The organism is Priestia sp. TSO9 (genome assembly GCF_021029645.1).
Taxonomy (GTDB): Bacteria; Bacillota; Bacilli; order Bacillales; family Bacillaceae_H; genus Priestia; species Priestia megaterium_E.
The window spans coordinates 170,359-183,588 of record NZ_JAJEKD010000015.1 but is presented as its reverse complement, the minus strand read 5'-3'; the positions used below and the strand labels follow the sequence as shown (position 1 = coordinate 183,588).

The window sequence follows — 13,230 nt, the reverse complement described above, 5'->3', positions numbered from 1 at the left end:
TATAAGAAAGGACAGAGGCTGTTAACCACCTGTTCTTGCGGATGGAAAAAATGTTACATAATGAAGTTGAAAAGGTGATTACATAACTATATGATTGTATTTACGTGTCTTATTATTATCATAAGCATTATTCGTCCGTACTTGGAAAGCGTGACTGTTAAGCGAATTGCTTCAGAAGGCAAAAAAATTCGCTACTACAAAGAACAGTTCTTTTTTTATGTGCTAATTTTACTATTTTATATTGCGGTGATGGTATACCATAGGGTTCCAATTTCTATGTTAGGATTACAGGGAGTATATCTCGATACGATTCATCGCACGGCTCCGTATCCAGCGTGGATTGAATATTTGCTGCTTTTAATCTTTGCAGGCTTTATCGTTCTTTCCATTATGCTTCAATGGATGAAAGATCATGGAGAAACGGTTTTTGTGGAACAGGAAATGCCCACGTCAATTGAGGCAACCGTTCCTAAAACAGAAAGAGAGCAAAAGTGGTGGCTAGCATACAGCGGTATTTCCAGCTTCGTAGAAAGCACCGTCTATTTTCCTAGCTTTTATTTATATAGTCACTATATATTAGCCATTGAAAACACATGGGTATTGGCCGTTTTAATTGGTATTGGTTATTTCCTATCACAGCTAGCTTTCCAGCGTGACCGTTTAAGTGTCCAGACGCTGTTAGTTGGTATCGGGCTAGGCGCTTTATTTATCATGACGAAGTCAGTTGTCATCATAATCTTGTACTATGGCTTTAGCTTTTTGATTTATGATATTTACCAGCAAGATCGCAATCTAGTAAAAAGTACAGATGATCACTAAGAAACAACACGGCATAAAGCTGTGTTGTTTCTTTTTTTTATAATTTATAAAAAAAGCTTGAAAAGCGCTTTCAATAGTCTTATAATTTAGATAAATCGATTTACTAAACCGGTTTAGTAAGTGGTTAGTTAGTATAATAAGAAAGGTAGGTCGATTTATGAATAGTATCATTATCCCGTTAAATGCATTCGAAACAACAGGCTTTCAGCACACCATGATTGGGAAAATATATGAGCAGCAAGTACATGGAGTGGAAATTCGAAGAGAGTTAATGAAAAAAGTAGATCAAGAGATTAAGCTTATTGCCGAAGAATTAAAAAAATATCCGCTTTTTACAGTATATTCGGCTCCAATTGAACTCTGGAGAGAAAATGGAGAGTTAAACACACAAGAATTAAAAGCTATTCTTGAAGAAGCCTTATCACTTGGCGCTCAGTGGGTAAAAGTTTCTCTTGGTTTTTATCAGCCCCAATCGCCTATGGCAGATTTACAGCAGCTATTAGAAGCATTTCCAGCTTTACGCCTATTTGTAGAAAACGATCAAACCAGTCACGGAGGCAACATAGCATCTCTGCATGCATTTTTTGATAACGCTTACGAAGTTCCTGTTTCCATGACGTTTGATATTGGTAATTGGCTTTATGTACATGAACAACCCAAAGAAGCAATCAAAATGCTAAGGTCATTTGTAGGCTATATTCATATTAAACACATCATAAAAAATAGCGGAGAGCTAGTGACAACAGCTATATCGAACGATTCAAATGAAATGTGGAAAGATATTTTGAAAGGGTTTTCTCATTCGATTTTTAAAGCTTTAGAGTTTCCAATCGGTGAACCGGAACAAATCCCCGGCTTCATTTCATTGGTGCAAGCAGTAGAACAGGAGGAAGTTCAATGAATTCATTAGACGTTATTACCTTCGGAGAAGCAATGGTGATGTTCATGGCAGAACAACCAGGACCGCTGCATGAGATTAAGCATTATACGAAAGAACTGGCCGGAGCAGAAACAAATGTAGCAATTGGTATCGCTCGTCTCGGTCTGCGCGCAGGCTGGGTGAGCAAAGTCGGCAACGATCCTTTCGGTACGTTTATTATGAAAAGGCTACAAGAGGAGTCAGTCAACACCGATTGTGTACTAATAGATAGCGAGCATGCAACAGGCTTTCAAATTAAATCAAAAGTGGAAGTGGGAGATCCGGAAGTTTGTTACTTCCGAAAAAATTCAGCAGCCAGTCACTTGCACTCAAGCGATTTTAATCAAAATTATTTTTTAGCGGCAAAACATATGCATATGACAGGCATACCGCTTGCTGTGTCAGCAAGTATGCGCGATTTTGCTCTACATGCACTTACATCGATGAAAGCAGCTGGAAGAACGGTTTCTTTTGACCCAAACCTTAGACCCACTCTTTGGGCATCGAAAGAAGAAATGATTGTTACAATCAATGAAGCTGCTAAACAAGCAAACTACGTTCTGCCGGGTATTGAAGAAGGAAAAATCTTAACCGGCTACGAAAACCCAGAAGACATTGCTTCTTACTATTTAGATGCAGGCGTAGAGCTTGTCGTTATTAAACTAGGTGAACAGGGAGCCTTTTTTAAGACGGCTAAAGAGCAAGGGATAGTTGAAGGAATAAAAGTGAAACAAATAGTTGATACAGTCGGAGCAGGAGACGGTTTTGCAGTAGGACTGTTAAGCGGACTTCTTCAAAATGATTCTCTTACTCAGTCTCTAAGGAGGGCAAATGCTATTGGGTCATTAGCTGTACAAAGCCCTGGAGATAACGACGGATATCCAACCGAACAGCAGTTACAAAGATATATGGAATCCCAAAAACAAGGAGTGAAGTGATAATGAAACAGCAGCTAGCAAAAAAAAGATGGCTTCGGTTAATTCCTATCGTATTTATTACGTATAGCCTTGCATATTTAGACCGTGCAAACTATGGGTTTGGAGCAGCGGCAGGGCTGGCAGAAGACCTTCATATTACGCCAGGTATTTCGTCTTTATTAGGATCTCTCTTTTTCTTAGGTTATTTCTTTTTCCAAATTCCAGGCGCTCACTATGCTGAAAATAAAAGCGCTAAAAAGCTGATTTTTTGGTCTCTGATTTTATGGGGAGCACTTGCTACAGCTACGGGTATGGTAAGCCACGTCGGATTTTTGTTTGTTATCCGGTTTGCTTTAGGAGTGGTCGAAAGTGCCGTTATGCCTGCTATGCTCGTGTTTTTAAGCCACTGGTTTACAAAAGCAGAACGTTCTAGAGCCAACACGTTTTTAATTTTAGGAAACCCGGCAACCGTTCTTTGGATGTCTATTGTTTCTGGGTATTTGCTAGAATCGTTTGGCTGGAGATGGATGTTTATTTTAGAAGGTTTTCCAGCTGTTATTTGGGCATTTTTATGGTGGAAACTAGTAAATGACGAGCCAAAAGATGCAGGCTGGCTGTCGAAAAGAGAAAAAGCAGATTTACACGATGCGCTGCAAAAAGAACAAGAAGGAATCAAACCTGTTAAAGGCTATAAAGAAGCTTTCAAAAATCGTACTGTCATTTTATTAAGCATTCAATACGCTTTATGGAGTATAGGCGTCTACGGATTTGTTATGTGGCTTCCGTCTATTATTAAAGCAGCGCCTAACATGAGTATAGTGAAAACAGGTTGGTTAGCGTCCGTTCCTTACGTATTAGCAGTTGTATTAATGTTAACGGTTTCATATCTGTCAGATAAGTTTTTAAAACGAAGCGCATTTGTATGGCCGTTCTTATTAGTAGGAGCGCTTGCTTTTTACGGATCTTATTTAGTTGGCACAAGCAACTTCTGGCTTTCTTTTACCTTACTCGTTATCGCCGGAGGAACGATGTACGCTCCGTACGGACCGTTCTTTGCGATTATTCCTGAAATTTTACCCCGTAATGTTGCCGGTGGAGCAATGGCTTTAATTAATAGCATGGGTGCACTTGGTTCATTTGCCGGTTCTTATATTGTAGGATTTTTAAATGGATCAACAGGAGGATTTGGCGCTTCATATATCTTTATGGCTGGATCATTATTCCTTGCGGCAGTTTTAACCATTGTCGCAACGAAAAAGCCAAGAGAAGTTCAAAGTGTAAAGCCAGTCGAAACAACGGCTTAATGTAACGATAAAAAAGGAGAATGGAAATGCATATTGAGAAAATTACAAGTAGCGGTATTGTAGCGGTCATTCGAGGAGCAAGTGCTGAGCGGATTATTCCGCTTGCCTACGCGTTAAAAGAAGGCGGAGTAACAAACCTAGAAATTACAATGGAAAACCCTGCTGCTGTAGAGGTTATTAAAGAGTTGAAAAATGAATTTGACGACTCGATGTTTATTGGAGCAGGAACTGTTCTAGACGAAGAAACAGCACGAATTGCTATTATGGCAGGAGCGTCATTTATTTTTTCTCCTACGGTTAATGAACGAACAATTAAAACGGCTAAAAGGTACGGCGTCATTAGCGTGCCGGGCGCTTTTACACCTACTGAAATTTTAACAGCCTATGAATGCGGTGCAGATATGATTAAAGTCTTCCCGGCAAGCGTAGTAGGCCCCGCTTATTTTAAAAATATAGCAGGACCGCTTCCTCATATTCCATTAATGCCAACAGGCGGCGTTACGGCTGAAAATGCAGGAGCTTATATTAAAGCTGGAGCAGCTGCTATTGGGGCAGGAAGCACATTAGTGGATGGAAAGCAGCTTCCAACTCCTGAATACTTACTTCAAGTAACAAAGGAAGCGAAGCGTTTTACTCATGAAATTCAAGAAGCTAGGCTTGCGTACGCTTAATAAATAAAGCCTTCTGCTAGCAAGAAGGCTTTTCCTTTTTCGTTTTTTTCGTTTACACTAGGAGTAGCATAATTTTAGGGATTGAATGAAAAGGACGGATTATGATGCAAAAAGTTACTATGCTGGACGTTGCAAAAGCAGCAAATGTCTCCAAAAGTACCGTATCACAATACATTAACAAGCGGTATGAATATATGGGCGAAGAAACACGAAAGAAAATTAAAGAAGCGATTGATACACTCGGCTATCAGCCCAACTATCTAGCAAGGAGCTTAAAACAAAAGCGAACGTCGATGATTGGGATTATTGTCGCGAATATTATGCACAGGTTTTCTACTGAAGTCATTCGTGCAATTGAAGACTATTGCCATTCACAAGATATACATGCCATCATCTGTAACGCAGATGATGACCCTGATAAAGAAAAGAAATATATTAATATGTTAAAAGCCAAGCAAGTAGATGGCCTTATTTTATTTCCAACAGGAGCCAATACTTCTCTTTATGAGCAGATGATCAAAGAAGAATATCCGGTTGTTATTATGGACCGTAAAATTCATGATGTAAAAGGGAAAATTCCATCCGTAGTGGCAAACAATCAAGAAGCCACAAAACAGGCTATTTTGCATCTCCTCGAGCTTGGACATAAGCATATAGCGATCATTACAGAACCATTAACTATTACACCCCGGATTGAACGTGTAGAAGGGTACAAAGAAGCGTTAACATCAGCCAATATGCCTGTAAATGAATCCATGATTATCAACTGCAAAAAAGCGGACATGCAAAAAGCGCTTAAGAAGCTATTTGCAGCCGATAATCCGCCGACAGCGCTGCTTGCTGGAAACGATTTAGTATTCATTGAAGTGCAGAAATTTATTAAACAACACGGATTTAATATCCCAAATGATTTATCTTTAATTGTTTATGATAATATTCCTTACGCAGATGTAGCAACGCCTGCCGTTACGACGATTTCGCAGCCCGCTTTTGATATGGGAACAAAAGCAGCAGATTTACTTATTAAACAAATTTTGAAAGAAAAGATAGCTTATGAAGAGTACCAGTATGAGTGTGAATTAATTATTCGAGAAACAACTTTGTCGCATTAAGCTGAAAAGAGCGCCCATGGCGTGCTCTTTTTAGCTCATCAAAATATTAGTTTTTTTACGTTATCACTAAACCGGTTTAGTAGAAGTGAGGAGAAAAAATATGAAGATACAATTAGCATTAGATCGCGTCACAATTGAAGAAGCTATCATCCTTGCCAAGCTGGCAGAACCCTCCGTTGATTGGATTGAAGTAGGTACATCTCTTATAAAAGAGTATGGAATTGAAAGTATTTATAAAATCAAACAGGCATTTCCGCACAAGACGATTGTAGCAGATATTAAAACGATTGATAACGCAGAGTATGAATTTACCATGTGCTATCAAGCAGGAGCAGATATAGCAACAGTCATGGGCGTATCACCTTTACCTACGATAGAGACTTGCGCAAATGTCAGCGAAAAATGGAATAAAAAAATGATGGTGGATTTATTAAACACGTCAAGCAGTTCGCAAAAACAAGTAGGTATTTATAGAAACGCTATTTTTTGCCATCATATCAGCAAAGACGAGCAAGAAAAAGAAGGAAAATCGCTGAGTCAAATAAATTTGCGGCAATATTTTCATTCAGGTGCCCAAATAGCAGTAGCAGGAGGAATTAATCCAGCCTCAGCAGCATCATTAATTCAAATGAAAGCGAACGTCGCAATTATTGGATCAGCGATTACAAAAAGTGCGGATGTGGCAAAGGCATCTGCTGAATTTCAAGACTTATTTATGAGCAGGGGGAACGTATAATGACAAAAACACAAACGATTTTAGACGAAATTACGGCCGTAATGAATCACATAAAAGAACCGCAAATAGAAGAAGTAGCGTTTTCACTTTACCAAGCGAAACGAATTTTTGTTATAGGCGAAGGCCGCTCTGGGCTAATGGGCAAATCATTTGCGATGAGACTGATGCATTTAGGTGCGACAGTATATGTTGTAGGGGAGACTATTACTCCTTCGATTGCAGCAGGTGACGTGTTGGTGGCTGTATCTGGTTCAGGAAAAACACAGCAAGTGGTGAGTGTAGCTAAAAAGGCCAAAGAAGTAGGATGTTCCGTTATCGGCATTTCAGCTAGTACAGAATCACCGTTAACTGCTCATACTGATGAGCTGCTGCATATTCCTGCTGCAACCAAATACCGAAGCGAAAATGAAGCAGCTTCCATTCAGCCACTTGGCTCGTTATTTGATCAATGTGCTCACGTTGTATTTGATACCATTTGTTTAGAATACGGGAATTTGAACCACACGGATCATGAACAGGCGTTTAAGCAGCACAGCAATTTAGAATAAGAGGAAAGAGGCTAGAAAAAAGTAGGTTATTTAAAAGAAAATCCGAACGATGAATCGAGATTCTTGATGGAGAATCACATTCGTTCGGATTTTTTCATTGGTATTGGTGAGCGTAGGTTTCATGTGTGTAGTTGTTTCTAGCTGTTGATTGAATCGATATAGTTATATCTCAATCTCTTTTGATACAGGCAAGTCTAAGTCTAAGCGTTTACTTCAGTTTTGTTTATTGCGAGTATATTACTTTGCTTCAAAGTAAATAACAGCATTTTTATGCTGAAATTGCTATAATATACAAGCCGGTACATATACTAAGGCGACTGAAAATAAAGGAGTTTTGATTAATGACAAAAATAAAATTAATTTCACATAACGATTTAGACGGGGTAAGTCCAGCACTATTGGGTCGGTTAGCGTTTGGCGACGACAACTTTGATTACAGCACGGTAAGCATTGGCCGCATCAATGACATAGTGACGCATTTTATTGAAGAAGAAAACGATGGAGACACAGCTTTATACATAACGGATATTAGCGTAAATGAGGAAGTAGCGGAAAAATTAAATGAACTGGTAAAAAAAGGTCAACAAATCACTCTTATTGACCATCATATCTCTGCTCTTCCACTAGCTGAGAAATACGATTGGGTTCATGTTATTGCAGAAGATGAAAACGGTAAAAAGACGGCAGCTACATCTCTTTTCTACGACTACTTAGTGCGCCACGACATGCTTCAAAAAACGGCGTTGCTTGATGAATACGTAGAACTTGTACGCTTATTCGATACGTGGGACTGGTTCCACGAAAATAACTTGAAAGCAAAGCGCCTTAATCACCTATATTACCTAATCCCGCATGAAGAATTTAAAGAAACCATTCTAGAAACGCTTCGTGAATCGTACCATACTGAACATCAAGAATTTACGTTTACGGACAAACACGAAATTTTACTAGAAGCAGAAGAAAAAAAGATTGAAAAATACATTTATGACAAACAAAAACAAATCATAAAAGAAAGGGTTGAAATTGATAACACAGCCTACAATGCAGGAATTGTATTCGCAGATACATATCAGTCTGAACTAGGAAATGCACTGTGTCTAGAAAACGAAGATATCGACTTTTCCGTTATGGTGGACATGGGACGCCAAAAGATTGGCTTCCGTGCAGTAAAAGACGAAATCAACTTAGCAGAAATTGTTGGGCATCTTGGAGGAGGAGGTCATCCAAAAGCTTCTGGATGCAAGTTAACGGCTGAAACATTTGCTCTTTTCGTCACGGATCACTTGTTTAAAGACGAAGAAAAAAGTGAATAAAGCGTATAAGGAGGAGATGCTATGTCGTTTAAAGATTTAGTTGTTGTTGTTACCGGAGCTGCGAACGGAATAGGTAAAGAGGTATCCCGCGCATACGCGAAACAAGGAGCAAAAGTGGTATTGGCAGATGTGGACGAAACCGAAGGAGAGCGTCACGCAGAAGCTATTCAAAGACAAGGCGGAGAAGCAATTTTTGTAAAAACAGACGTCCGAAAAGAAGGCGACATTTTAAATCTCGTTGAAAAAACGGTCAGTACTTATAGGACGATACATATTTTGATTAATAATGCAGGCGTTTCCCGCTGGAAATCACCGTATGAGCTAACCATTGATGAATGGGATGACATTATCAATACGAACCTGCGCAGCGTGTTTCTATCCTCTCGCGAAGCAGCTAAGGTGATGAGAAAAAACGAAAGCGGAGGCTCCATTGTAAACTTAGCTTCTACAAGAGCTACAATGTCTGAACCTCACACAGAAGCTTATGCTGCTACAAAAGGAGGAATCGTTGCTTTAACTCATGCACTTGCCATTTCACTTGGTGATGACAACATCACAGTAAATGCTATTTCTCCAGGATGGATTGAGACATCTGACTACGATGGCCTTCGTGAAATCGATCATACGCAGCATCCGTCTAATCGGGTGGGAACGCCAGCCGATATCTCAAAAGCGTGTATGTACTTAACAAACGTTGAAAATGATTTTGTAACAGGAGCTAACCTCGTAGTAGACGGGGGAATGACGCGAAAGATGATTTATGAACATTAAGCATCTATAAAAAAAAGGCTAAGACAAAAGTATTTTAGACGAAGTGAAAAAATGAACCATTGATCAAATTTTTGATTAGTGGTTCATTTTTTTGTTACGGTAAACGTAGGTTTCACCTGTTTCGTTCCTTCTAGCAGTTGATTGAAGGGCACGACGAAGACTCCGGCGGAAAAAGCGGTTCAGCTCATATATCCCATTTGTTCATTTTAGATTGGATTCATTTCGTTATGTCTCAACCTCTTTTGATAATCAACAGAAGAAATAATAATTTTTCTGTTGACAGATAATAATAATCATTGTAAAGTAAGTTACATAAAGTAATTAAATTTCAATTAATATTTTTTTAGTTTAATATCTCGAATTAGAGATATAAGAATTCATTATATCTTGTTTATCTCCTTTTATCAGGGGGAAGGGTATAAACATGCAATTTAAGCTTAAAAAAACAAACAATTAGGAGTGTGGAAAATGGGTTTTTTAGATAAATTATTTGATAAATCAAGTGATCAACAACAGGTTGGAAAAGATTTTTATGAAGCAATTAAAAACCGACGTTCTATTTATGCAATTGATAAAAATGTAAAAATATCAGAAGAAAAAATTGAAGAAATTATTAATTTTTCGGTAAAACATACTCCTTCATCATTTAATTCTCAAAGCGCACGTGTAGTTGTTTTATTTGGTGAACAGCATGATAAAGTATGGGATATTACGAGAGAAACGCTTCGTAAAATTGTTCCAGCTGAAAATTTTTCAGATACGGATCAAAAAATGAACTTATTCGGAAGCGGCTATGGAACAGTTCTTTTCTTTGAAGATCAAGAAGTAGTTGAAGGATTGCAAAAGCAGTTCGCATCTTATAGCGAAAACTTCCCGGTTTGGTCTAACCAATCATCAGGCATGCTGCAGCATGTGATCTGGACAGCACTTGAGCTAGAAGGCCTAGGAGCAACATTACAGCATTACAATCCATTGATTGACGATGAAGTAAAAGCAGCTTGGAATATTCCAAGCTCATGGAAATTAATTGCTCAAATGCCATTTGGTAATCCTGTGTCACCTGCGGGAGAAAAAGAATTTCAACCGCTAACTGAACGTGTAAAAGTATTTAAATAAGCAAAAAAAGGCACGGACAAAATTATTTTATTTGAAGCAAGATCCGAACGATTCATCGTTCGGGTTTTTTTATTGGGATGGCAAGCGTAGGTTTTGCGTATGTAGCTGCTTCTAGCGGTTGATCTCGTTATGCCTCAGCCCTTTTGTTATGATAAATAGTTTGAATATTCTTTTATGTTTAATCTAAGAAAAATGCGGTTAAATAGGAGGAGTAGTCCTCAAATCTTCGGTGGAATTTATGCGCTATACATAAGCAATTCAATGATGTTTTGTAAAAAAATAAAGTTTTTAACTTGGTTTTTTAGAGAATATTTGTTAACATATCCACTTGTGAGGTCTTAGTAAGAGGAGGATGATGTAAAGAATCCCATATCGGACGCAAGGGCGTAGATATGTGGAGTGGGAATTTTAAAGGAGGATTTTATGTCTGATCAAGGAAATCAAGGAAAATTTAAAAAATCAATATCGTTACTTGACCTAACGTTAATTGGGATGGGAGCTATTTTTGGTTCCGCTTGGTTATTTGCGGTTAGTAACGTAGCGTCAAAGGCTGGTCCAGCCGGGAGTTTTTCGTGGCTGATTGGCGGAGTCATTATTTTACTTATCGGCTTAGTGTATGCTGAACTTGGAGCAGCGCTACCGCGTACCGGTGGAATTATCCGTTATCCGGTTTACTCACATGGTCATTTAGTGGGTTACTTAATTTCATTCATTACCATTATTGCTTACACAAGTTTGATTGCCATCGAGGTAACGGCTGTACGTCAGTATGTTGCGTTTTGGCTTCCTGGTCTAACTAAACATGGTTCTGAATCGCCTACTACAATCGGCTGGTTATTTCAGTTCGCGTTATTAACACTATTTTTTATCATTAACTACGTAAGTGTAAAAGCATTTGCTAAGTCAAATGTCATTATATCTGTGTTCAAATATGCGGTTCCTCTTACAATTATCGTCGTGTTAGCTTATCACTTTAAATCAGCTAACTTTACAACTGGCGATTTTGCTCCGTTTGGTTTTAATGGTATTCAAGCAGCCATTTCAACAGGTGGCGTTATGTTTGCTTACCTAGGACTTCACCCTATCGTTTCTGTAGCCAGTGAAGTTAAAAACCCGCAGCGTAATATTCCAATCGCGCTCATTATCTGTATTGTACTTTCAGCGATTATTTACACAGCACTGCAAGTATTGTTCATTGGTAACATCCCGGCTGATATGCTATCAGGAGGATGGGGAACAATTCAAGAGCAATTCTCTTTACCATTTAAAGATATTGCACTTATTTTAGGCCTTGGCTGGTTAGTAACGCTTGTTATTTTTGATGCTATTTTATCACCAGGCGGTAACGGGAACATCTTCATGAATACAACTTCTCGTTTAGTTTATGCTTGGTCTCGTAATGGAACATTATTTAAACGTTTCTCAAAAGTAGATAAGAAAACAGGAATTCCACGTGCGTCACTATGGCTATCATTTGGAATGTCCGTATTCTGGACACTGCCATTTCCTTCTTGGGAAGCGCTAGTAAACGTATGTTCAGTGGCACTTATTCTGTCTTATGCGATTGCGCCAATTTCAGCTGCTGCATTCAGAGTAAATGCAAAAGACCTTAAAAAACCTTTTAAATTAAAAGGCATGAGCGTTATTGCTCCTGTTTCATTTATTTTCTGTTCATACATCGTATATTGGTCAGGGTGGACGACAATTTCTTGGCTTCTAGGATCACAGCTTCTAATGGTTGTTATCTACGTAGCGTTTAAGAAATACGTACCAACTGACGTTGTAAAGTTTGCACAGCAGCTTAAATCTGCATGGTGGCTAGTTGCTTATTATATTATTATGCTTGTTATCTCTTATCTAGGTTCATTTGGTGGAGGACAAGGTGTGCTAAGCAACCCGCTTGACTTAATTTTAATTGCTCTTGTTTCACTCGGTATTTTCTACTGGGCGAAATATACAGGTTTACCAAAAGCAGTTATCGATACAGATGATTAATAAAAAACACGGCATGAATTCATGCCGTGTTTTTTATTTGTAGAGGTACTTACTCTATTTATTTATCAAACAGCCATGTTTTTAAAATAGCAGCATACTCACGAAAATAGGCTTGAAGTTTAATTGAATTTGGTGTCTTTGCACCTAAGGGATAAACGTCAAAGCCTTGACGTTTGGCAATAATAGAGGCGCGAAATAAATGAAAATCACTGCTAACAAGCACGACTTTTTTGTGTTGAATATCAACTTTCTGTTTAGTAAAAGTAAAATTCTCAAAAGTAGAAGTTGACTGATCTTCTTTTATAATTCGATTCTTTTTAATTCCTTCTTTCCGCAAAAAACGATAGGCTGCCTCTGCTTCAGAAATTTCTTCATCGGATCCTTTTCCGCCCGTTAAGATAACTTTTGTTTGTTGATGTGCTTGTAAATAAGATAAAGCCGTCTTTACTCGTTCTTTTAAACTAGGAGACATTTGGTCACCATCTACTTTAGAGCCTAAAACAAGCACATAATCTGCGTTTTGTGGAACAGGCTTGTGAGCAGTTTGATACATACAAAAAGATATGATTGCTATATAAAGAACAAACACGCTGATAAAGACATAAATGATTTTTTTCTTCAACTGTGATCACCTTCCTAGCTATTCCATAAGATGTTTGGAAAATAATTGTTATTATAGCATACGAGACCCAAATAAGTATAAACACAGTAATATATAATAATAGAAGAAAATCGTTATTGTGAATGGTTATAAAATTCGTTACAATAAAGAATAAATGATTTTAAAAGTGCCTCTAAGGAGGATAATAGGGAAATCGGTGTAAATCCGGTGCAGCCCCCGCTACTGTAAATGTGGATGAACCTGCAAAGACCCACTAATCAAACTAGGAAGGGTGCAGAAGTAAAATGAAGCATAAGCCAGGAGACCTGCTTTTAAAAACCCCTTATTTTTCGGTGGGAGAAATAAGTCAAGACAATGTGTTAATGAGCGCATGACCAAACCTTGACT

General features: G+C 38.3%; 13 protein-coding genes and 1 riboswitch. Of the genes, 12 read left to right on the top strand and 1 reads right to left on the bottom strand.

The window, feature by feature from the left end; genetic code table 11:
- The first annotated feature begins 90 nt into the window (after positions 1-90).
- The 12 genes from LJC66_RS15670 to LJC66_RS15615 all read left to right on the top strand — a co-directional run bounded on the left by LJC66_RS15670 (position 91) and on the right by LJC66_RS15615 (position 12,221).
- Positions 91-819 carry a hypothetical protein gene (locus LJC66_RS15670; protein WP_230932971.1) on the top strand — a complete coding sequence of 243 codons (729 nt, stop codon included), beginning with the start codon at positions 91-93 and terminating at the stop codon, positions 817-819.
- A gap of 157 nt (positions 820-976) precedes the next feature.
- Positions 977-1,720 (top strand): sugar phosphate isomerase/epimerase family protein, encoded by a 744-nt coding sequence (locus LJC66_RS15665; protein ID WP_230932970.1) that lies wholly within the window; start codon positions 977-979, stop codon positions 1,718-1,720.
- Complete coding sequence (locus LJC66_RS15660; RefSeq protein WP_230932969.1) at positions 1,717-2,676, top strand: sugar kinase; 960 nt, start codon at positions 1,717-1,719, stop codon at positions 2,674-2,676. Before LJC66_RS15665 ends, LJC66_RS15660 begins: the two co-directional genes overlap by 4 nt.
- Before the next feature lie 2 nt (positions 2,677-2,678).
- Positions 2,679-3,959: an MFS transporter gene (locus LJC66_RS15655; RefSeq protein ID WP_195696635.1), complete on the top strand. Its 1,281-nt coding sequence runs from the start codon at positions 2,679-2,681 to the stop codon at positions 3,957-3,959.
- 26 nt (positions 3,960-3,985) lie between these two features.
- Entirely contained in the window at positions 3,986-4,630 is a 645-nt protein-coding gene (locus LJC66_RS15650; RefSeq protein ID WP_057235406.1) for a bifunctional 4-hydroxy-2-oxoglutarate aldolase/2-dehydro-3-deoxy-phosphogluconate aldolase, read from the top strand.
- A gap of 101 nt (positions 4,631-4,731) precedes the next feature.
- Entirely contained in the window at positions 4,732-5,742 is a 1,011-nt protein-coding gene (locus LJC66_RS15645) for a LacI family DNA-binding transcriptional regulator (RefSeq protein ID WP_195696636.1), read from the top strand.
- Positions 5,743-5,842: 100 nt separating this feature from the next.
- Complete coding sequence (hxlA, locus tag LJC66_RS15640; protein WP_195696637.1) at positions 5,843-6,478, top strand: 3-hexulose-6-phosphate synthase; 636 nt, start codon at positions 5,843-5,845, stop codon at positions 6,476-6,478.
- Complete coding sequence (hxlB, locus tag LJC66_RS15635) at positions 6,478-7,026, top strand: 6-phospho-3-hexuloisomerase (RefSeq protein WP_028412834.1); 549 nt, start codon at positions 6,478-6,480, stop codon at positions 7,024-7,026. The genes hxlA and hxlB overlap by 1 nt, the downstream gene beginning before the upstream one ends.
- Before the next feature lie 341 nt (positions 7,027-7,367).
- A complete protein-coding gene (locus LJC66_RS15630; protein ID WP_195696638.1) occupies positions 7,368-8,339 on the top strand; it encodes a DHH family phosphoesterase in 972 nt (323 codons plus the stop codon).
- A 21-nt stretch (positions 8,340-8,360) separates the two neighbouring features.
- Positions 8,361-9,110: an SDR family oxidoreductase gene (locus LJC66_RS15625; RefSeq protein WP_230932968.1), complete on the top strand. Its 750-nt coding sequence runs from the start codon at positions 8,361-8,363 to the stop codon at positions 9,108-9,110.
- 468 nt (positions 9,111-9,578) lie between these two features.
- Positions 9,579-10,226 (top strand): nitroreductase family protein, encoded by a 648-nt coding sequence (locus LJC66_RS15620; RefSeq protein ID WP_230932967.1) that lies wholly within the window; start codon positions 9,579-9,581, stop codon positions 10,224-10,226.
- 423 nt (positions 10,227-10,649) lie between these two features.
- Positions 10,650-12,221: an APC family permease gene (locus LJC66_RS15615; protein ID WP_013057634.1), complete on the top strand. Its 1,572-nt coding sequence runs from the start codon at positions 10,650-10,652 to the stop codon at positions 12,219-12,221.
- 58 nt (positions 12,222-12,279) lie between these two features.
- Here LJC66_RS15615 and LJC66_RS15610 read toward each other — a convergent pair whose 3' ends face one another.
- Positions 12,280-12,843 carry a YdcF family protein gene (locus LJC66_RS15610; protein ID WP_195696641.1) on the bottom strand — a complete coding sequence of 188 codons (564 nt, stop codon included), beginning with the start codon at positions 12,841-12,843 and terminating at the stop codon, positions 12,280-12,282.
- A 147-nt stretch (positions 12,844-12,990) separates the two neighbouring features.
- Positions 12,991-13,170, top strand: a riboswitch (cobalamin riboswitch).
- Positions 13,171-13,230 lie beyond the last annotated feature (60 nt).

Coding starts and splice junctions, on each gene's coding strand:
- LJC66_RS15650 (WP_057235406.1), top strand. CDS start 3,986: ATGCATATTGAGAAAATTACAAGTAGCGGTATTGTAGCGGTCATTCGA.
- hxlB (WP_028412834.1), top strand. CDS start 6,478: ATGACAAAAACACAAACGATTTTAGACGAAATTACGGCCGTAATGAAT.
- LJC66_RS15655 (WP_195696635.1), top strand. CDS start 2,679: ATGAAACAGCAGCTAGCAAAAAAAAGATGGCTTCGGTTAATTCCTATC.
- LJC66_RS15660 (WP_230932969.1), top strand. CDS start 1,717: ATGAATTCATTAGACGTTATTACCTTCGGAGAAGCAATGGTGATGTTC.
- LJC66_RS15630 (WP_195696638.1), top strand. CDS start 7,368: ATGACAAAAATAAAATTAATTTCACATAACGATTTAGACGGGGTAAGT.
- LJC66_RS15625 (WP_230932968.1), top strand. CDS start 8,361: ATGTCGTTTAAAGATTTAGTTGTTGTTGTTACCGGAGCTGCGAACGGA.
- LJC66_RS15670 (WP_230932971.1), top strand. CDS start 91: ATGATTGTATTTACGTGTCTTATTATTATCATAAGCATTATTCGTCCG.
- LJC66_RS15615 (WP_013057634.1), top strand. CDS start 10,650: ATGTCTGATCAAGGAAATCAAGGAAAATTTAAAAAATCAATATCGTTA.
- LJC66_RS15620 (WP_230932967.1), top strand. CDS start 9,579: ATGGGTTTTTTAGATAAATTATTTGATAAATCAAGTGATCAACAACAG.
- LJC66_RS15665 (WP_230932970.1), top strand. CDS start 977: ATGAATAGTATCATTATCCCGTTAAATGCATTCGAAACAACAGGCTTT.
- LJC66_RS15645 (WP_195696636.1), top strand. CDS start 4,732: ATGATGCAAAAAGTTACTATGCTGGACGTTGCAAAAGCAGCAAATGTC.
- hxlA (WP_195696637.1), top strand. CDS start 5,843: ATGAAGATACAATTAGCATTAGATCGCGTCACAATTGAAGAAGCTATC.